Source organism: Arthrobacter sp. P1_B11, from assembly GCF_056406715.1.
The window spans coordinates 158,334-177,002 of sequence record NZ_JBFTZQ010000005.1 but is presented as its reverse complement, the minus strand read 5'-3'; the positions used below and the strand labels follow the sequence as shown (position 1 = coordinate 177,002).

Below are 18,669 nucleotides of genomic sequence, written 5' to 3'. Positions count from 1 at the left end.
TGCAGACGCTGCACCGGTGCCAGCGCCGGCCGCAGCCCGTCATCGAAGGAGCTCCTGTGCCACATTCGGGGATCGCCCTGTCCAATATTGACCACAGCGTAAGGCCGCAGGACGACCTGTACCAGCATGTGAACGGGGCATGGCTTAAGAGCACGACGATCCCGGACGACCGTCCCCTGGAAGGAACCTTTACCGCGCTCCGCGACGGGGCAGAGCTGGCCGTCAAGGAAATCATCGAGGAGGCCGCAGGCAAGGGGGCTTCCGCCAGCGGCATCGAGCGAAAGATCGGCGACCTCTACAACAGCTTCATGGATGAGGCCGCCATCGAGGCCAAGGGCATGGACCCGATACGGAACCGGCTGGCCGAAGTGTTCGCCACGTCCACTGTTGGCGAACTGATTGCCCTGGCCGGCCGCCTGTTCCGTGCCGATGTATCCGGCCTGTTCTACATTTACCCGGCCCCGGATGCGGGCAACCCCGAACGCGTTCTGCTGTACACCGGCCAGGGCGGGTTGGGTCTCCCCGACGAGTCCTACTACCGTGAAGAGAAGTTCGCGCCGACAGTCCAGGCCTATCGCGAGTACGTGGGCACGATGTTCGGCATGGCCGGCATCGCCGATCCGGCGGGCGCAGCGGCCCGTGTGGTGGCCCTGGAGACCGCCCTTGCCTCGCACCACTGGGACAACGTCACACTCCGCGACCCGCAAAAGACGTACAACCTGAAGTCCGCTGACCAGGCCAATGAGCTGTTCCCCCTGCTGGACACCTGGTTCGACGCGGCGGACATCGTCCCCGAAAAGCGCCAGGAGCTCGTGGTCAGCACACCGGACTTTTTCGCCGGCGCAGCCGCCCTGCTGGTCTCGGAGTCCCTGCCCATCTGGCAGGAATGGCTGGCGCTTCGGGTCATCAACTCTGCAGCCCCCTACCTGTCCGCCGCCTTCGTGGATGCCAATTTCGCGTTCTACGGGACCAAAATCAGCGGCACACCCCGGAACAAGGACCGCTGGAAGCGGGGAGTCGCCGTCGTGGAGGCGGGACTCGGAGAAGCCGTAGGCCAGATTTATGTTGCCCGGCACTTCCCCGAGAGCCACAAGGCGCGGATGCAGAGCCTCGTCGCCAACCTGATCGAGTCATACCGCCAGAGCATCACGGATCTGGCGTGGATGGGCGAGGACACCAAAGCCGAGGCACTGCGCAAGCTTGGCGCCTTCCGCGCCAAGATCGGCTACCCCGAGGAGTGGATCGATTACTCGGCTGTCGTGATCGATCCTGCGGACCTGCTCGGCAACGTTGAACGTGCTCACAACGCCGATGTCGACCGCCACCTGGACGAGGTGGGCAAGCCCGTGGACCTGAACAAGTGGCTCATGACCCCGCAGACGGTCAACGCGTATTACCACCCGATGCTGAATGAGATCGTCTTCCCGGCGGCGATCCTCCAGCCGCCGTTCTTCACCGCGGACGCTGACGACGCCGTCAACTACGGGGGCATCGGAGCCGTGATCGGGCATGAGATCGGCCACGGCTTCGACGACCAGGGGTCCCAGTTCGACGGCACCGGGGAACTCCGCAACTGGTGGACCGCGGACGACCGCAAGGCCTTCGAGGCCCTGACCGGCAGGCTCGTGGCCCAATACGATGCGCTGTCTCCTTCTGCGGCGCCGGGGCATACCGTCAACGGAAAGCTGACCCTCGGCGAGAACATCGGCGACCTTGGTGGCCTGACCATCGCCCACAAGGCGTACCGCCTCAGCCTCGACGGCCAGGAACCGCCGGTGCTGGACGGGCTGACGGGCGAGCAGCGCTTTTTTGCCTCCTGGGCTGCCGGCTGGCGGCAGGTGATCCGCCCGGAGGAAGCCATCCGGCGGCTGGCCACGGACCCCCACTCCCCCAACGAGTTCCGCACGAACGCCATTGCCAAAAACCTGGATTCCTTCCATGCCGCCTTCAGCGTCTCCGAAGAGGATGGAATGTGGATGTCCCCGGAGGAACGCGTCAACATCTGGTGAATTCGCAAAAAAGTGCCGGGCCAACCTGTTGGTGGGCCCGGCACTTTTAGTTGGGGGCGGTTACGCTCCGCCTCCGCCCAGCGGCGCTACTGAACGATCAGCTCGGGGTTGGCCGTCTGGCAGGTTGCCTCTTTGGCTGTCTGGTTGACGATGTCCTTGGGAACCGTTGTCTTGCCGAACTTGGTGCCCGAGGCGAAGTCCGCACCGAGGTAGATCTGCACTCCGGCGATCCCCGGCGACGGCGCCACCTGGCTGGCAGGGATTCCGAAAAGTGCCGCGACGTCCGCTGCCACGTCGGCAAAGTCGGCCCCGTAGTAGACCATGGTCTTCGCCGTGGGCTCTGCCTCCAACTGGCCCACTTGGGTGAATCCGCCGGCGGCAAGGGCCTCCACGATCTCCTGCGTCCGTGCAGGCACCGCCGACCCGTTGGCCACGGTCACCGGCTGCAGTGTTTTGTCATACGGCGCCGCGGGCTTGGTCGGCTTGGGCGTGGCGGAGGGCGTAGCACTGGTGCTCGGTTTCGGCGTGGCCGACGGCGAGGGGCTCTGCTTCCCCTCGGGATCCGTCAGGTCGACGTCCTTCCGCAGGGCCGCGAACAGCTGGGACGCGGCGGGCTGCGCCGCCTCCAGCCGGTTGGGGTCGTTCGTGGCGGGGACGGTCGGCACAGCGACAAACGCCACCTTGCTGACATCGATGCTCTTGAGCCGGTTGCCGATGGTGATCATCGCAGGAACCGACGAAAGGCCGTTGTCGACGGTGAGGTTCTTGGTCACGACGTCGGCGATGGTCAGCATTTTGACCGGGTCCGACAGGGTGCCGTCGTCCTTGATCTTCCGGGTGAGGGAGGACAGGAAGCCTTGCTGGGCCTTGATCCGGCCAAGGTCGCCGCCGTCGCCGAAGGCGTGACGGGTGCGGAGGTATGCAAGGGCCTGCTCGCCCTTCACCTGGGACTTGCCCTTGGGAAGCCGCAGGCGGGAGTCGGGATCGAAGACGGCGTCGCTGATGCAGACTTCCACTCCGCCCACGGCGTTGGACAGCTCCTTGACGGCGTTGAAGTCGGCCATCATGAAGTGGTCCACCTCCATCCCGGTCAGCTTGTTGACGGTGTCCACGGCGCAGCCGATGCCCGCCTCTTTCATTGCCTCATTGATCATGATGCCGGTGCGGGCCGGGTACTGCTTGCCGGTCTTCTGGTCCGTGCACTTGGGGATGTCGACGAGCAGGTCGCGCGGAAAGCTGATGACGTTGACCCGTTTGTTGTCCTCCGAGATGTCCATGAGCATCATGACGTCGGAATTGCCGTAGCCGGTGGAATCCTCGGTGCTGCCGTAATTCGAATTCTTGCCGTCGCGGGTGTCGGAACCCAGAATCAGGATCTGCAGCCTGCCGGTGGCGTCGTCCGTAGTGTCGGTGCGGCTGTTGCCAGCCCCAAGGGCGGACGACGAAATGTTGGACTGCAGCCTGATGTACCAGTATCCGGCGAACGCCAGGCCGCCGATCAGAATGACGGAGACGACGGCGGTAGTCACCTTCAGCCACAGGGGCATGTGGCGCATACTCAAATGCCGGGCAGCGCCCAGGCGGGCGTCTTCGGCATGCCGGGCAGCTGGCTCGGGCCGGGCAGGTTTGCCTGGCCCCTGTGCGCGGTTGTCGCGGCGTAGCACCACAGGGTGTACCTTCCTCTAAAAACGGGATCCGGCCTATTTTAGTCGCCAAGGCTGGGAAAACGCCGGAAGCGTGCCGTGGGACCGGCGCCGGAGCGCCTGGCAGGGACCGGGCGGGGCCCGGCGGGGGCAGGGGGGCTAGAATCCGAGCTTGACCAGCTGCTTCGGATCGCGCTGCCAGTCCTTGGCCACCTTGACGTGCAGATCAAGGTAAATCCGGGCGCCGAGCAGCGCCTCAATCCCTTTGCGGGCGTTGGTCCCGACCTCCCGGAGCCGGGCGCCGCCCTTGCCGATGATGATGGCCTTCTGGGACGGCCTCTCCACGTACAGATTGACGCGGACATCGAGGAACGGCCGGTCTTCGGGGCGTCCTTCACGCGGAACGATCTCGTCAACGACCACTGCCAGGGAATGCGGCAATTCGTCGCGGACGCCTTCGAGCGCCGCTTCCCGGATGAGTTCGGCGATCATCACGGTCTCCGGTTCGTCCGTCAGGTGGCCGTCCGGATAGAGCGGCGGCGACGACGGCATATGGCTGATCAGGACGTCGGCCACGGTTTCGACCTGGAAGCCGTCGGTGGCCGAGACCGGGACGATGTCCTTCCAGCCGTCCTCGCCGAGGACCTCACGGCCCAGGGCGGCGACGGCCAGCAACTGCTCGGTCAGGGCCTGGCGGTCCACGGTGTCGGCCTTGGTCACGATCGCGATGATGGGCTTGTTGCCGACGGCGGCGAGCTGGGCGGCGATGAACTTGTCGCCCGGGCCGATCTTCTCGTTGGCCGGCAGGCAGAAACCGATCGCATCGACCTCGGCGAGGGTGTCGGCGACGAGTTCGTTGAGGCGCTTGCCAAGCAAGGTGCGCGGACGGTGCAGGCCCGGCGTGTCCACCAGTATCAGCTGGGCGTCATCGCGGTGGACGATGCCCCTGATCGTGTGGCGGGTGGTCTGCGGCTTGGCGGAGGTGATGGCGACTTTTTTGCCTACCAGCGCGTTGGTCAGCGTTGATTTTCCGGCGTTCGGCCGGCCCACCAGAACCGAGAACCCGGCGTGGAAACCGCCGGAGGGTGCGCCGCCGTCGGCCTTATTCTGCTTGCTCACGTGGAACTCCCTGTTGCAATGGTTCTGCCTTGTCGAGAAGGTCTTCAAGGTCAGTATCGTTCGGAACGGCGCCTTTTGGAACGGCGGCCGCAATGATGTGGCTGACGCGGTTTCGGCGGCCTTCCAGCCGCTCCGCCCGGAGCGAGACGCCGTCGACTTCCACGGTGCTGCCGACGATCGGGACGCGGCCCAGGGCCTTGGCCAGCAGGCCGCCCACGGTGTCCACTTCGTCGTCGTCGAGTTCGAGGTCGAAGAGCTCGCCGAGATCGTCGATGCTCATCCGGGCGCTGACCCGGTACGTGCCGTCGCCGAGGTCCACGACTTCGGCGCTTTCGGTGTCGTATTCGTCCACGATCTCGCCGACAAGCTCTTCAATCAGGTCTTCGAGCGTGACAAGGCCGGCCGTTCCGCCGTACTCGTCGATGACGATGGCAACGTGCGTGGACTCCTTCTGCAGCTCCCGCAGGAGGTCGCTCACGGGCTTGGAGTCGGGGACGTACCGGACCTCACGGGCCAGCGCGTCCACCAGTGGCGGTTCCTCTTCCGGGGCCAGGGCGTGGATGGCGGCTGCCACGTCCTTCAGATAGATGATGCCCAGGATCTGGTCGGTATTTTCTCCGATGACGGGAATCCGAGAGTATCCGGAACGGAGGAACAGCGACATCGCCCGGTGCAGGGTGGAGCCGGCGTCGATGCTCAGGATGTCGGTGCGCGGCACCATGACGGCGCGGACCAGGGTGTCCCCGAAATCGAAGACGGACTGGATGAGTTCGGCTTCGTTGTCCTCGATCATGTCCGACTCGGTGGCCCGGTCCACGAGCTCACGGAACTCTTCTTCGCTGAAGAACGCCTCGTCTCCCCCGGGCGCGCCGGGGGCCACAGCACTGCCTAGCCTGACGAGCCAGGCAGGAATGGGCCCGAGCACCCAAGCGAGGAACCTGATCAGCGGCGCTGAATACAGCACCACTCCGGCCGAGTGCGTGCGTCCCAGCTGCCGCGGAGAGACGCCGACGATCACGAAGCCGAGAACTGCCATGATGCCTGTCGCGGCCAGTCCGGCGAGCCAGACGTTGTCCAGCAGGCTGTAAAGCAGCACCGCAACCGCAACAGCAGAGGCCGTTTCGAACCAGATGCGCCAGAACCGGAGTGCGCGCATGTGCGTCATGGGCTGGTCCAGGATCCGGCGGAGCGCGGTGCCGCGGCTCTTCAGAAGTGCTTGTTCGCCATCATGGCGCGGAAGGAAACTGAACGCCGCCTCGGCGGCCGTCAGCAGTGCTGCGGCAGCGAGGAACACCAGCGCCATGCAGACAAGGAGCAGGGATATCACTTGATGGTCTCGGACGGAGCTTCTTTGCCGGTGAACGTCGCGAGCAGCTCACGCTGCAAGCCGAACATCTCTTCTTTTTCTTCCGGTTCCGCGTGGTCATAGCCAAGCAGGTGCAGGATCCCGTGCGTGGCGAGCAGCAGCATCTCGTCCTGGGTGGAGTGGCCGGCGTTGCGTGCCTGGACCTCTGCAACCTGGGGACAGATGGCGATGTCGCCCAGCATCCCCTGGGGCGTGGGCTTGTCCGGCGTGCCAGGCGTCAGTTCGTCCATCGGGACGGAGAGCACGTCCGTGGAGCCGGGCTCGTCCATGAGCTCGATGTGGAGTTTCTCCATGGCGGGCTCATCCACGAGCAGTATGGAGAGCTCGGCCTGGGGATGGATGTACAGCTGCTCGAAGATGAACCGGGACAGCGCCACGAGCTGGGCCTCGTCCACCTGGACGCCGGATTCGTTGTTTACTTCGATGCTCATGCGTGTTCTCCCCGCCGCTCCCGGGGAACGGAATGCTTGACCCGGTTTCGCTGCACTTCATCCCAGATGCTGTAGGCGTTGACGATGTCGCCGACCAGCCGGTGGCGCACCACGTCCGCCGCGTCCAGAACGGTAAAGTTGACATCGTCTATGCCCTGCAGGATCTCTTCGACAATCCGCAGTCCGGAGCGCGTTCCGAACGGCAGGTCCACCTGGGTGACGTCACCCGTGACCACCATCTTCGACCCGAAGCCAAGCCGGGTGAGGAACATCTTCATTTGTTCGGGAGTCGTGTTCTGGGCCTCATCCAGGATGATGAAGGCGTCGTTGAGCGTACGGCCCCTCATATAGGCAAGGGGGGCAACCTCGATGGTTCCCGCCGCCATGAGCCGCGGGATGGATTCGGGATCAATCATGTCGTGCAGGGCGTCGTACAGCGGCCTGAGGTAGGGATCGATCTTGTCGCTGAGCGTGCCTGGCAGGAACCCTAGCCGCTCGCCGGCTTCCACTGCCGGGCGCGTGAGGATGATCCGGCTGACTTCCTTTTGCTGCAGCGCCTGCACGGCCTTGGCCATCGCCAGGTAAGTCTTTCCCGTACCGGCCGGGCCGATGCCGAAGATCACCGTGTTGGTGTCGATGGCGTCCACGTAGTTCTTCTGGTTCAGCGTCTTGGGCCGGATGGTTTTGCCGCGGCTGGACAGAATGTCGTGGGTCAAGACGTCCACCGGGTTCTGCAGCGACTGGCTGCGCAGCAGGAGGACGAGCTGCTGGAGCACGGCAGGAGTGATCACCGTGCTGCGGGCCACAAGACCGCGCACTTCGTGAAGCAGCCGCATGATGCGCGGAACGTCGGCGGCAGGCCCGCTGATGGAGAGCTCGTTGCCCCGGACGTGGAAACTCACGGCCGGGTACTGCTCTTCGATGAAGCGGAGGGCCTCGTCGTGGCTGCCGAGGGACTGAACCATCTGATCAGAGTTGTCGAAGATGACCACCTCCGTCCGGACACCGGGCAGGGTATGCGGGAAGTCACCTGTGGTGCGGTCCCCGGTGTTGAGGCGGCGCTTTCCGTTTGCTGATTCAGTCATGGTGCTGGCCCGCAGGCCTCTGGTTCCCTCCAGTTCGAAATAACCCTTCTGAGTCCTTCCATCTTACGCCAGCGTGCGGGTGCCCTCACCGTCCGGTGCAGCGACAGCGGCAGCCTTTTCGGTAAGGGGGTTCCCGCATTTAGGTATCAACTTTGCATCGGCCTCATATCGTTCCCGTTGCAGTTCCGGCCCCGGCGGGCAAAGGCGCCCTGCGCCCGGGGGCCTTGTGCAATGCTGGAATGACAGACGGCGGGCATTGGTTCCGCCTGCCCGCAGCCGCCGGCGACACCCGTTGCCGGCCGCACTCGTCGGGCAACCTACCGGCCATTCGAAGGGATCAGGGACATCAGGGAGCCAGGAACCACCGGCCCGAAAGCAGCAGCGCGGATGCGTTCCGCGCTGGCGCTTGGGCTGCTTCCTGCCGCTTTGCTCCTGTCGGGGTGCGTCGCCGACCCTGATCCCGCGGTCACATCATCGAACGTTCCCTCCCAGTCGCTGAAGGCGGCGGGCACGGACGGCGTTCCCACCACCAGCGCCCCGTTGGAAACGATGCAGTCCTCCAACAAGGCGCCGGTCTACTGGATTGGGCGGAGCAACACCAACACCTTCCTGTACCGGGAGTTCCGGGATGTGCCGGACGAGGAAAACCCCATCACGCGGGCACTCCGGGCCATGATGTCCGAAACTCCGCTTGATCCGGACTTCTTTACGCCCTGGCAAAACCCCAAGAGCCTGGCCACGTCCATCTCCGGCACGAACGTGATCACCGTGGACGTTTCCGCCGACGCGTTCAACAGCAATCTCGACGCCGACATGGCGCAGCGGGCCATCCAGCAACTCGTGTACACCGCGACGGCTGCCGGGGCGAGCTCCGGCCTGATCGACGCCGGCCAGCAGATTGAAGTGGTGATCCTTGTGGATGGCCACACCGATTACCTGGCGTTCAAGCACGTCAAGCTTGGCGCCCCCATGGCACGCAGTGCCGGGATGGTGGCCCCGGTGTGGATCATTGACCCCCAGGAGGGGGTGGACGTCGCCGACGGCCGCGTCAAGATCAACGGCCGCAGCACGGTTCCCGGTGGCAAGCTACGCTGGCAGATCCTGAAGGTGCAGGAGAACGGCGACAAGGAGAAGTACCTTAACGGCGAGGCCACCGCGGCCGCGGCGGCGGATGCTTCAGGAGTCTTCGGCCTGACGGTCAACCTGGCCCCGGGAAACTACGAGATCCGCGTCTCGCAGATCGATCGCAGGCAGGCAGACGACGAACTCAACGTGGACACCCGGGGCTTCGCGGTCCGCTGACAGCTGCTGCCGGACAGCGCCTGCTGCCGGATCGCGTGTACTACCTGACCGCCGCTACCAGCGGCCCAAAACATCACTTGCGATGACGACGCCGGCCGGCCCGGCCGTGGATGACCGCAGCACGTGCGGTCCCAGGAGAGCGGTCACGGCGCCGGCGCTGCACAGTTTGGTGACTTCGCGCGGGCTGATGCCCCCTTCGGGCCCTACGATCAGGAGTATCTCCTGAGGGCCATCCGCCGGCAGGCCGGCCGCACGCCAGGCCTCCAGCACCCCGCGCAGTGGCTTCACCGCATCTTCGTGGAGGATCACAGCAAGGGCGGCTTCGGCCACATGCGCGGCCAGTCCCTGGGTGTCGACGGCGGCACGCACCTCCGGGATCCAGGCCCGCCGTGCCTGCTTGGCGGCGGCGGACACGGCGGACTGCCACTTGGCGTGGGCCTTGGCCGCCCGCTCGGCCTTCCACCTCACGATCGAACGTTCCGACTGCCACGGGACGACTGCGTCGATGCCAAGCTCCGTGGACGTCTCGATCGCCAGTTCGTCACGGTCGCCCTTGGCAAGGGCCTGGACCAGCACCAGGCGAACGCCGGGCCGGTCTTCAATCGTGACGGAAGAACACTCCACGGTCAGTTCTCCCGGCGCTACTCGCTCCACTGTCCCGGTGAGGCGCCGGCCGGCACCGTCGGCGATGTCGACCGCCTCCCCCACGGCCAGCCGTTTGACTGTCACGGCGTGCCGCGCTTCCGCTCCGTCCAGCACGAACAGCGAGCCGGGATGGGCGCCGTCGAGCGTTCCGGCGGCGGTGAAAAATACGGGGTTGCTCACCGCTACAGGTTACCGAGGCGGTCCCGCAGCTTCGCGAAGACGCCGCCGCTGGCGGCGAGCTTGCCCTCGGAGAACTGCTCGCCGCGGAGCTTGGCCAGCTGACGCATCAGGTCTTCCTGGGCCGGATCGAGCTTGGATGGCGTCTCGACCTGCAGGTGCACCTTGAGGTCGCCGCGGCCGTAGCCCCGGAGGTGCGTGACCCCGAGGCCGCGGAGGGTGATGATCTCGCCGGACTGGGTACCCGCCTTGACGTCGATTTCCTGCTTTCCGTCGAAGGTGTCCAGGCTCATCTCTGTGCCCAGGGCCGCAGCCGTCATGGGGATGTTGAACGTGGCGTGGAGGTCGTCGCCGTCGCGGACGTAGGTGGGGTCGTTGTTGACCCGGATTTCCACGTAGAGGTCGCCGGAAGGACCGCCGGCCGGGCCGGCTTCGCCCTGCCCGGAAAGCTGGATGCGCGTGCCGGTGGCGACGCCCGCAGGAACCTTGATGGTCAGCGACCGGCGGCTGCGGATGCGGCCCTGGCCGTTGCACTCGTTGCAAGGGTCCTTGATGACGGTGCCAAAGCCTTCGCAGGAACCACAGGGGGCCGTCGTCATGACCTGGCCGAGGATGGAGCGCACTGCGCGCTGGACCTGGCCGCTGCCGCCGCAGATGTCGCAGCGTTCAGGGTGTGTGCCTTCGCGGCAGCAGGAACCCTCGCAGGTGGGGCAGGTGACGGCAGTGTCGACTTCCAGCTTCTTGTTGGCGCCGAAGACTGCGTCACGCAGGTCGATCCGAACGCTGATGAGGGCGTCCTGTCCCCTGCGCACCCGGGAAGCCGGGCCCGAGGTTCCGCCGGCTCCGAAGAAGGTGTCGAATATATCCTGGAACGCGAAGCCCTGGCCGGCGTAATTGCCGCCGCCGAAGCCGTTGTCCGTGCCATTCTCGTTGCCCGTGGTGTCATAGACCCTGCGCTTCTGCGGGTCGGACAGCACTTCGTAGGCGTGGGTGACGGCCTTGAACCGTTCCGAGGCGTCCTCCCCCGGGTTGACGTCCGGGTGCAGGGTGCGGGCCAGCTTGCGGTAGGCCTTTTTGATCTCTTCTCCGGTGGCTTCCGGGGAGACTCCAAGAACGTCGTAGTGGCTGCTCAAAGTTCGTATCTCTTCCTGGTTGTGTTGCCTGGGGTGCGGGGTTCACTGGGCCGTGGGGTCACGGTCCGAGAATCCTCGAAAGGTAGCGGGCCACCGCACGGACGGCGGCCATGGTGGTGGGATAGTCCATCCGGGTGGGCCCAAGGATGCCGATCTTCGCGGTGGCGTCCGGTCCGTAGCCGGTGGCAACCACCGACGCCTCCGCGAGTCCGTCGTAAGGGTTCTCCCTGCCGATGCTCACGGCCACTCCGCGGGGGTCCTGCGCCATGTCGCTGAGGAGGCGCAGCATGACCACCTGCTCCTCGAGGGCCTCGAGAACGGGTCCGATGCTGAGCGGGAAGTCCACGTTGGACCTGGCCAGGTTCGCGGTGCCGGCCATGACCATCCGGTCTTCCCTGCTGCTGTGCGCGAGCCCTTCCAGGGCCTTGCTCAGGGCGACGGCGGCCGGACGCTCCGCCGGAGCGCAGCCCGCCACGACAGCGGCGAGGTGGTGCGGCAGCATGGTCAGTGCTGTGCCTGCGACGCCCGTGAGGAACCGGGTCCGCAGCGCGGTCAGCGTGTCGTCGCCGAGTTCCTGGCCGACGTCGATGACCCGCTGCTCGACCTTCCCGGAGTCGGCGATCAGCACGATGAGGACCTTCCGGGGGGCGAGCTGCACAAATTCAATGTGCCGCACCACGGCGCGGCTCAGGTGCGGGTACTGCACGACGGCGACCTGGTTGGTCAGTTGCGCGAGGAGCCTTACCGTCCGGTCCAGGACGTCGTCGAGGTCGTCGGCCCCCTCCAGCAGTGACTGGATGGCCCGGCGCTCGGCCTGAGACAGAGGTTTGACGGCCGAAATCTGGTCCACGAAGAGCCGGTAGCCCTTGTCGGTGGGAATCCTGCCGGCGCTGGTGTGCGGAGCGGTGATGAGCCCCTCGTCTTCGAGCGCCGCCATGTCATTGCGGATGGTGGCGCTTGAGACCCCAAGATGGTGGCGCTCGACGAGGGCTTTCGATCCCACGGGCTCCCGGGAATGGACATAGTCCTCGACAATGGCGCGCAGCACCTCGAGCTTGCGTGGCTCGCTCACAGTCCACCTCCGATCGACCGTTACTGGGCAGGGGCAGGGGGCGCCCGACAAACCCATCGTTAGCACTCGACATGCCTAAGTGCTAACAAGTCTAATATGAGACCGCCCGTTGTTAGCATTGGTACCGCTCCGGGCGAAATTCCGGGCAGATTCCGCCGGAGGCCGGTTCCAGGCCCGTGGCGGCAACTTCCTAGTGCAAAGCGGTGTGAACTATGCATTACCAGACCTGGGGCCCGCAGGACATTGCAGCGCCCGCCAAGAACGATTTGCCGGAGGTCCCGGTCGAGCGCGGAATGGTGCTGGAAGACGTCCAGTCCGGCTGGGTCGGGGCGGTGACGCGAGTGGAGAAGTCCGGCGGCATGCACGTCGTGGCGCTCGAGGACCGCCGCGGCAAGTCACGGTCCTTCAGGCTCGGGTTCGGGTTCCTGCTGGAGGGCAGGCCCATCCGGCTAATGCCGCCGGCACCGGCGGCCAAACGCGCAGGTTCCGCCACGGCCGCCCGCACGGCTTCGGGTTCGGTCCGGGTGGAGGGCCAGCGTGCCCAGGTTGCCAAGGCCAGCCGCATCTGGGTGGAAGGCAAGCACGACGCCGAACTGGTGGAAAAAGTCTGGGGCGACGACCTCCGGGTGGAGGGAATCGTCGTCGAGCCCCTGCACGGCATCGACGACCTGGCCGGCGCGGTTGCCGCGTTCCGCCCAGGTCCCGGGCGGAGGCTGGGGGTCCTTGTGGACCACCTCGTCTCGGATTCCAAGGAGTCCAGGATCGCAGAAGCCGTCATGGCCTCGCCCGGTGCGGCCGGGAACGTGCTCATTGTGGGCCACCCGTACGTGGATGTCTGGCAGGCCATCAGGCCGTCCGTCCTGGGCATCGCGCAGTGGCCGGTGGTCCCCAGGGGCACCGACTGGAAGACCGGGATCCTCACGGCCTTCGGCTGGCCGCACTCCACGAAGGAAGACATCGGCCTGGGCTGGCAAAAGCTCCTCGGTGCGGTCCGGACCTACGCCGATCTGGAACCGGCCCTGCTGGGCCGGGTGGAAGAGGTCATCGACTTCCTTACGGTGCCCTAGGGACCTGCCGGGACCGCCGATTTCGACGCCCGGCCCCATCCAAAGACCGTTTATTACCCGGCCGCGATCTCTTCGACAGCCTGGGCTAGAGCCTTCATGGATTCAGGACCACCATGCCCCTCGCCCTCGACGATGACGAGATGGCTGCCTTTCCAGCGCTGGTGAAGCTTCCAGGCGGTGATGACAGGGCCGCTGATGTCCCGGCGACCATGAATGAGGTAGCCGGGAATTCCGTCGAGCTCATGAACCCGCCGCATGATTTCCTGCCCTTCAGCCAGGAATCCGTCGTTGGACCAATAGTGGGTGACCAGCAGCGCGAACGTCATGCGCTCGCGCTCGTCGTCGAACATGGGGCCAGGCTGCCAGTACGGGTCCAGGGAAATGTGCGTGGACTCCCAGCGCTCCCAGGCCAAGGCGGCGGACCGGGCATCGTCGCGGTCCACACCGGCCAGCCGGCGGGCGTAGGCATCCACTACACGTTCGCCCGGGTTTGCCTTGGCGGCATGTGCGAAGTCCTCCCAGGCTTCGGGGAAGATACGTCCGACGCCGTCGGTGATCCACCCCACCTCGTCGCGGCTTGTCGCTGTGACCGCCACCAATCCGATGCCAAGTACCCGATCAGGATGCCTGAGCGCGTAGGCGAGAGCGAGCGTGCTGCCCCACGAGACGCCGGTGACAATCCACTTCTGGATTCCGAGGTGCCCGCGCACCGCTTCGATGTCGTCGAGCAGGGCCTGCGTGGTGTTCTGGGACAGGCGGCCGAGGTCGTCCTGGACTGTCGGAAGGCTTTTTCCGCACCCGCGCTGGTCCAAACCTATGGTCCAAAACCGGGCCGGGTCGTGTCGCTTCCGGTAGCCCCCTTTGCCAAGGGAGCCGCCTGGGCCTCCGTGCAGGTACAGGACCGGCACACCTTTGGGATCCCCTGTGCCTTCCCAGTAGATCTTCGCGTGGGGTACGTCCACCCAGCCGTTAGTTGTCTCCGCGCCCTCATCGATCACCCGCTCAACGATATGGGAACATTGGCGCTTGTCACGGTCGGCAGGCCATCGCAGCGAACCCTGAACGATGCCGGCCCAAGGCGCCAGCTCCGGCGTATCATGGGTCGCGGAACGGAAGGTAAGCGGGGCCGGTTAGCATGACCAACGATCACGAACGCAACGAAGCGCCGGCGGGAAACGTTGCTCTCGTGACCGGTGCAAGCCGGGGAGTCGGCCGGGGCATCGCACGTGGCCTTCTGGCAGCAGGGTTCCGCGTTTACGGCACTGGCCGCTCGATCGACCAGGCGGACCTGCCGCTGGAGATACGCCGCCTGCAATGCGATCATCTCAACGACGACGAGACTGCACGTGTGTTTGAAGCGATCCGGTCCGAGTGCGGATGCCTCGATCTCCTCGTCAACTGCGCCTGGGGCGGCTACGAGAACATGGTCGAAGGGGGCGCCTTCACGTGGGCTGCGCCGTTCTGGGATCAACCGCCGCATCGCTGGACCGGCATGATGGACGCCGGTGTGCGCGCGGCATTTGTATGTTCGTCGCACGCGGCGCGCCTAATGACGCCGCGGCACCGCGGCTTGATCATCAACATCAGCTTCTGGTCTGCGCAGCGTCACCTCGGCAACACGATCTACGGCATCGCAAAAGCAGCGACGGACAAGATGACGTCCGACATGGCCGTCGAGCTGAAACCGTTCGCTATTCCGGTAATCTCGCTCTATCCCGGCTTGGTTCGAACCGAGTCGGTCCTGGCAGCGGCGGAAAGTGGTGCGTTCGATCTCTCGACCAGCGAAAGTCCTGAGTTCATCGGCCGCGTGATCAATGCGCTGTTCCACGACCCGAAGCTGATCGCGCGGACCGGCCAGGTGCTTGTCGCCGCCGCGGTTGCGAAGGATTTCGGCGTATTGGACATCGACGGAAATTCACCGCCTGCGCTGACACTTGCGGACCTCCATGACGTTCAATAGTTTCCACGCCCCGACGCTCCAAACGCCGCAGTCCCGGCGACCGCCCGCATGAACTACATGGCCCGGCGCTGAGCCGCGGCGGTACATTGTGTGCATGGGACCTCGTGCTTCAGGCCGTCGAGATTTACTCGCTGATCGGCTCTTGGGTGTCGCGGAGTTCAGCCACGCGCACTGGTTCTTCGGCAATCTCTATGAGGCCCTCGTTAAAGTCCCGCACCGGGTCGCGGCCTCGGAAGCAAGCCGTGAACTCCCTCGGTCGCCCTTTGGATCGGGAAGCCCCGGCCGCTACTACGTGCCGATCGCCCCGATCAACGCCCCTGTGGCCATTGCTGCCCTCGTTGCAGGGTGGAATCATTCCAACAGCAGGGTCTGGCTGGTAGTGGCTGCCGCCAGCTCCACGGCCGGTGCGGCCGCTACCGCGTATCTGCTTCGGTTCATCAACCCCGACCTGTTCTTCAGTCCACAACCGCTCAGCCAGCTGCGCCGCAAACCGTTGTTGAGGCGGTGGTACAGGGTCCACGCCCTCAGGCTCACGGCCAGCGCCGTTTCCCTGGCAGCTATCCACCAGGCCCGGACAATTCAACTCAGAAGCCGCATTGGCTGACTGAGCCATCGTCGCCAATCGTCGGGCTGATCAACTTTCGGGACTTCTGTGCCGCCAATCTTAGCGACCCCTCTGGGAATGGAGGCCGGCCGGTTCTGCCCGCCTGCGCAAATGCGTAGCCGCAGGGGCAGAAAGTCAGGTAGAGATTACGCGTGCCCTGCAGACGCATGAGGCGTTGACTGTTAAGAGGGCGGAAGCAATGTTGAAGCCCTTCGGGCTCAGGCCGCCGGCGTCAGGATGGTTTCCGGGCAGGTTCGTCCGGAGCGAGACGGGCCGGCGGCGTGAGTGCCCCAAGTCGCCTACACCCTACTCCACCAATTAGCTAGACTGGCGGCATGACGCCGCAGGAACTCGCTAACCTGGCCCATCTGCGCCGGGCCCGCGACCTGATCGATCGCGAGTACGCCCGGCCCCTTGACGTGCCCACCATGGCCGCCGGCGCCCTCATGTCGCCGGCGCACTTCTCCCGCCAGTTCAAGGCCGCCTACAGCGAGACCCCGTACAACTACCTCATGACGCGGCGGATTGAGCGGGCCATGGCCCTGCTGCGCGCCGGGATGAGCGTGACCGATGCCTGCATGGAGGTCGGTTGCACCTCGCTGGGTTCCTTCAGCTCACGCTTCACCGAGATCGTGGGCATGACACCCAGCGCATACCGGGCCCGCGAACACCATGCAGTGAAGGCTATGCCGTCGTGCATCGCCAGGCAGCACACACGGCCCGATCGCAAGCCGAGCAGGATTGAAGAAGCGTCCCCGCGACCCCTGCAATAGCGTGTGAGATATGAACATTTCACTTCAGTACTCACACATCACAGTCAACGACCTCGACGAATCGCTCGCGTTCTACCGTGACGTTCTAGGCCTGGACGTGCGCAACGACGTCGGCTCCGACGGACACCGCTGGGTCACTCTCGGCAGCGCTGCCCAGCCCGATCTGGAGCTCGTGCTGTCCGTCCCGCACGCCGGCCGCTCCCGGGACGACGGCGACGCGTACCAGCAGCTGCTCACCAAGGGCGTCCTGCCCAACATCGTCTTCCGCACGGACGATCTCGACGCCACGTTCGAGGCGGTCCGGGCCGCCGGCGCGGAGGTCCTCCAGGAACCCATCGTCCAGCCATGGGGCCCGCGCGACTGTGCCTTCCGCGACCCTTCCGGCAATATGATTCGCTTCAACCAGGCCTGAATCGGGCGGGCGCGCCCCGCCCTCTCACCGCTCTGAATGCCGCTGAAGTAGTACGACGACGGGACGTCACCGTGGGCTTGAATTCGCCGGGTGCCCAGGGTGGCGTTCCGTCGCCATGACCACCTACCGTCGTGCTGCACCTTGTAAGACAGGATGATGATGCCGCTCTTGAGGACCTCCGGCAATGAATAATCTGCGCAGCTCACGATTCCGAGCTGCCACGCGCGAGCGGCCGGTCACCGCCGTCGTCTGCTGACGTCAGGTCCGCCGAATCCTCCGGTTCCCAGCGCAGCAGGTCTCCAGGCTGGCAGCCGAGCGTCTCACACAGTGCGGCGAGCGTCGTAAAGCGCACCGCTTTGGCTCGACCGTTCTTGAGCACCGCCAGGTTGGCGGGCGTGATTCCGACGCGGTCCGCGAGGGTGCCCACGGACATCTTACGTTTGGCCAGCATCACGTCGATGTCGACGACGATCGGCATCAGATCACCTCGTCCAGCTCTGTCCGCAGGTGATGCGCCTCGGCTTCGCGGGTGACCGCTTGGTCGAGCAGCGCCCGAAGCACGAGGACGATCAACGCCATCCCGGCGATCATCACGGACGCTCCGCAGATCAGGAGGACGACGCCGGGCGGAACGGCTTCACCCGGCGCGAGGATGACGGCAAGTCCGAACATGAGCAGGGAGGCGGCCGCGACTGCACCGAACACGACGTCCACGTACCGGAACGCGGCATGGGAAAACACCGTTCCCCGACCCACCATCGTCAGCAAGCGCCACACGCACAGCAGTGTGACCTGGATGGTCATGATACCCAGAACCGCTATGACGAGGAGCGGTACGCGCACACCGGCTGCCTCCGGGCCGAGTTCCTCCAGGTCGACGGCCAGTAGCGGCACCATTACGACCTGCACGAACAGCGGGCCGGCGAGCACCATCGCTAGCACCATGCGAAGCGTAAGGATGGTCAGCTTTCCCACAATGTCTCCTATTACATCGAACAACAGTGAGATTCTCTCGATAAACGGTAGGTCAAGCAAGTGAATCCCCCGCCCGAGCCGGGTCCGGCTGCAGGTCGAATCGACTGCTTCTGGCGAAACTTCGTGACGGAGCCGCGAAGCGGGGCCCTATCCGGTGATGTCGCTTCCATGCAAGCATGAGGGCACTGAAAGTGCAGAGTGAGGGGACTCGATGAAATCCAACGAACTGTTGCTGGACGCCTTCGTCCGGATCCGTGACACCGTCGCCGCCACTCTTGAAGGGGTCGACGACGAGTCCCTGGTCCGTCGGCCCGGAGGCGCCGGAAACTCGATCGCGTGGTTGATCTGGCACCTCAGCCGGGTGGAGGACGCGCAGGTCTCCTCCCCAGCCGGCCTGGAACAAGTCTGGACCTCGCAGGGGTTTGCCGCCCGGTTCGGCCTGCCGCTGCCCGAACGTGACACCGGCTACGGCCATTCGACCGGCCAGGTCGATGCGGTGCAGGCGACGCCGGAGCTGTTGCTCGAGTACCACGAGGCCGTTCACCGGCAGACCGCGGAGTTCCTAAGAAGTCTCGGCGACGAGGATCTCGACCGCATCGTTGACAGGCGCTGGGACCCGCCCGTCACTCTTGGTGTGCGGCTGGTCAGCACGATTGCCGATTGCCTCCAGCACGTGGGGCAGGCCGCCTACGCCAAAGGGTTGAACGCCGCTCACGGCTAGAGGAACAGTCGCGCTTGGCTTGGCCTGGCGACGGCCCTGCTGGGCGGTCGTCCATTCCGCGCCGGACCCAGTATTCTTGGAAAGGCGCCTTTGCGCTGCCGCCGTCCGGTGCCACCGGCCGGCCACAAACCTGAACCACCGGCAATATCGCACCAACGCAAGTTTAAGGAAGACA

At 65.3% G+C, this 18,669-nt stretch carries 19 protein-coding genes; 8 read left to right on the top strand and 11 right to left on the bottom strand.

Annotated features, from left to right (window positions below; all coding sequences use genetic code 11):
- Positions 1-56 precede the first annotated feature (56 nt).
- Positions 57-2,009, top strand: a complete 1,953-nt coding sequence (locus AC1D14_RS06315; RefSeq protein WP_476968198.1) for a M13 family metallopeptidase — start codon at positions 57-59, stop codon at positions 2,007-2,009.
- 86 nt (positions 2,010-2,095) lie between these two features.
- On the opposite strand, the gene AC1D14_RS06310 is transcribed toward AC1D14_RS06315, so the two are convergent.
- The 5 genes from AC1D14_RS06310 to AC1D14_RS06290 all read right to left on the bottom strand — a co-directional run bounded on the left by AC1D14_RS06310 (position 2,096) and on the right by AC1D14_RS06290 (position 7,653).
- Complete coding sequence (locus AC1D14_RS06310; protein ID WP_230119445.1) at positions 2,096-3,556, bottom strand: LCP family protein; 1,461 nt, start codon at positions 3,554-3,556, stop codon at positions 2,096-2,098.
- A 255-nt stretch (positions 3,557-3,811) separates the two neighbouring features.
- On the bottom strand, positions 3,812-4,771 hold the full coding sequence (gene era, locus AC1D14_RS06305) for a GTPase Era (protein WP_476881360.1): 960 nt from the start codon (positions 4,769-4,771) through the stop codon (positions 3,812-3,814).
- The gene (locus tag AC1D14_RS06300; RefSeq protein WP_230119646.1) at positions 4,755-6,098 is read right to left on the bottom strand and encodes a hemolysin family protein; all 1,344 of its coding nucleotides are present in this window, start codon (positions 6,096-6,098) and stop codon (positions 4,755-4,757) included. The genes era and AC1D14_RS06300 overlap by 17 nt, the downstream gene beginning before the upstream one ends.
- Positions 6,095-6,568 (bottom strand): rRNA maturation RNase YbeY, encoded by a 474-nt coding sequence (gene ybeY, locus AC1D14_RS06295; protein ID WP_230119647.1) that lies wholly within the window; start codon positions 6,566-6,568, stop codon positions 6,095-6,097. Before ybeY ends, AC1D14_RS06300 begins: the two co-directional genes overlap by 4 nt.
- Positions 6,565-7,653, bottom strand: a complete 1,089-nt coding sequence (locus tag AC1D14_RS06290; RefSeq protein WP_230119648.1) for a PhoH family protein — start codon at positions 7,651-7,653, stop codon at positions 6,565-6,567. Before AC1D14_RS06290 ends, ybeY begins: the two co-directional genes overlap by 4 nt.
- Before the next feature lie 387 nt (positions 7,654-8,040).
- Here AC1D14_RS06290 and AC1D14_RS06285 point away from each other — a divergent pair, with 387 nt between their 5' ends.
- Positions 8,041-8,955: a GerMN domain-containing protein gene (locus tag AC1D14_RS06285; RefSeq protein WP_230119649.1), complete on the top strand. Its 915-nt coding sequence runs from the start codon at positions 8,041-8,043 to the stop codon at positions 8,953-8,955.
- 54 nt (positions 8,956-9,009) lie between these two features.
- Here AC1D14_RS06285 and AC1D14_RS06280 read toward each other — a convergent pair whose 3' ends face one another.
- From AC1D14_RS06280 to hrcA, 3 genes are read right to left on the bottom strand one after another with little or no spacing between them, the layout of a single operon-like run.
- Positions 9,010-9,780 (bottom strand): 16S rRNA (uracil(1498)-N(3))-methyltransferase, encoded by a 771-nt coding sequence (locus AC1D14_RS06280; protein WP_230119650.1) that lies wholly within the window; start codon positions 9,778-9,780, stop codon positions 9,010-9,012.
- A 2-nt stretch (positions 9,781-9,782) separates the two neighbouring features.
- Positions 9,783-10,910 carry a molecular chaperone DnaJ gene (gene dnaJ, locus AC1D14_RS06275; protein WP_230119651.1) on the bottom strand — a complete coding sequence of 376 codons (1,128 nt, stop codon included), beginning with the start codon at positions 10,908-10,910 and terminating at the stop codon, positions 9,783-9,785.
- Positions 10,911-10,968: 58 nt separating this feature from the next.
- Positions 10,969-11,982, bottom strand: a complete 1,014-nt coding sequence (hrcA, locus tag AC1D14_RS06270; protein ID WP_476875495.1) for a heat-inducible transcriptional repressor HrcA — start codon at positions 11,980-11,982, stop codon at positions 10,969-10,971.
- Between the two features lie 212 nt (positions 11,983-12,194).
- Here hrcA and AC1D14_RS06265 point away from each other — a divergent pair, with 212 nt between their 5' ends.
- On the top strand, positions 12,195-13,049 hold the full coding sequence (locus tag AC1D14_RS06265; protein WP_230119653.1) for a DUF3097 domain-containing protein: 855 nt from the start codon (positions 12,195-12,197) through the stop codon (positions 13,047-13,049).
- 53 nt (positions 13,050-13,102) lie between these two features.
- Here the strand turns inward: AC1D14_RS06265 and AC1D14_RS06260 are convergent, their stop codons facing one another.
- Positions 13,103-14,047 (bottom strand): alpha/beta fold hydrolase, encoded by a 945-nt coding sequence (locus tag AC1D14_RS06260; RefSeq protein ID WP_230119654.1) that lies wholly within the window; start codon positions 14,045-14,047, stop codon positions 13,103-13,105.
- A gap of 137 nt (positions 14,048-14,184) precedes the next feature.
- Here AC1D14_RS06260 and AC1D14_RS06255 point away from each other — a divergent pair, with 137 nt between their 5' ends.
- The 4 genes from AC1D14_RS06255 to AC1D14_RS06240 all read left to right on the top strand — a co-directional run bounded on the left by AC1D14_RS06255 (position 14,185) and on the right by AC1D14_RS06240 (position 16,798).
- Positions 14,185-15,009: an SDR family NAD(P)-dependent oxidoreductase gene (locus tag AC1D14_RS06255; protein ID WP_230119655.1), complete on the top strand. Its 825-nt coding sequence runs from the start codon at positions 14,185-14,187 to the stop codon at positions 15,007-15,009.
- A 142-nt stretch (positions 15,010-15,151) separates the two neighbouring features.
- Complete coding sequence (locus AC1D14_RS06250; protein WP_476968197.1) at positions 15,152-15,613, top strand: hypothetical protein; 462 nt, start codon at positions 15,152-15,154, stop codon at positions 15,611-15,613.
- Between the two features lie 335 nt (positions 15,614-15,948).
- Positions 15,949-16,386 carry a helix-turn-helix transcriptional regulator gene (locus AC1D14_RS06245; RefSeq protein ID WP_230119657.1) on the top strand — a complete coding sequence of 146 codons (438 nt, stop codon included), beginning with the start codon at positions 15,949-15,951 and terminating at the stop codon, positions 16,384-16,386.
- 10 nt (positions 16,387-16,396) lie between these two features.
- Positions 16,397-16,798, top strand: a complete 402-nt coding sequence (locus tag AC1D14_RS06240; RefSeq protein WP_230119658.1) for a VOC family protein — start codon at positions 16,397-16,399, stop codon at positions 16,796-16,798.
- Between the two features lie 202 nt (positions 16,799-17,000).
- Here the strand turns inward: AC1D14_RS06240 and AC1D14_RS06235 are convergent, their stop codons facing one another.
- Together AC1D14_RS06235 and AC1D14_RS06230 are read right to left on the bottom strand one after the other, a co-directional pair.
- The gene (locus tag AC1D14_RS06235) at positions 17,001-17,276 is read right to left on the bottom strand and encodes a helix-turn-helix domain-containing protein (protein ID WP_230119659.1); all 276 of its coding nucleotides are present in this window, start codon (positions 17,274-17,276) and stop codon (positions 17,001-17,003) included.
- Positions 17,276-17,773: a DUF2975 domain-containing protein gene (locus tag AC1D14_RS06230; protein WP_230119660.1), complete on the bottom strand. Its 498-nt coding sequence runs from the start codon at positions 17,771-17,773 to the stop codon at positions 17,276-17,278. Before AC1D14_RS06230 ends, AC1D14_RS06235 begins: the two co-directional genes overlap by 1 nt.
- Positions 17,774-17,984: 211 nt before the next feature.
- Here AC1D14_RS06230 and AC1D14_RS06225 point away from each other — a divergent pair, with 211 nt between their 5' ends.
- Entirely contained in the window at positions 17,985-18,494 is a 510-nt protein-coding gene (locus AC1D14_RS06225; protein WP_230119661.1) for a mycothiol transferase, read from the top strand.
- Positions 18,495-18,669: the final 175 nt, after the last annotated feature.

Coding starts and splice junctions, on each gene's coding strand:
- AC1D14_RS06245 (WP_230119657.1), top strand. CDS start 15,949: ATGACGCCGCAGGAACTCGCTAACCTGGCCCATCTGCGCCGGGCCCGC.
- AC1D14_RS06235 (WP_230119659.1), bottom strand. CDS start 17,276: ATGCCGATCGTCGTCGACATCGACGTGATGCTGGCCAAACGTAAGATG.
- ybeY (WP_230119647.1), bottom strand. CDS start 6,568: ATGAGCATCGAAGTAAACAACGAATCCGGCGTCCAGGTGGACGAGGCC.
- AC1D14_RS06285 (WP_230119649.1), top strand. CDS start 8,041: ATGCGTTCCGCGCTGGCGCTTGGGCTGCTTCCTGCCGCTTTGCTCCTG.
- AC1D14_RS06265 (WP_230119653.1), top strand. CDS start 12,195: ATGCATTACCAGACCTGGGGCCCGCAGGACATTGCAGCGCCCGCCAAG.
- AC1D14_RS06225 (WP_230119661.1), top strand. CDS start 17,985: ATGAAATCCAACGAACTGTTGCTGGACGCCTTCGTCCGGATCCGTGAC.
- AC1D14_RS06240 (WP_230119658.1), top strand. CDS start 16,397: ATGAACATTTCACTTCAGTACTCACACATCACAGTCAACGACCTCGAC.
- AC1D14_RS06290 (WP_230119648.1), bottom strand. CDS start 7,653: ATGACTGAATCAGCAAACGGAAAGCGCCGCCTCAACACCGGGGACCGC.
- AC1D14_RS06255 (WP_230119655.1), top strand. CDS start 14,185: ATGACCAACGATCACGAACGCAACGAAGCGCCGGCGGGAAACGTTGCT.
- AC1D14_RS06310 (WP_230119445.1), bottom strand. CDS start 3,556: ATGCCCCTGTGGCTGAAGGTGACTACCGCCGTCGTCTCCGTCATTCTG.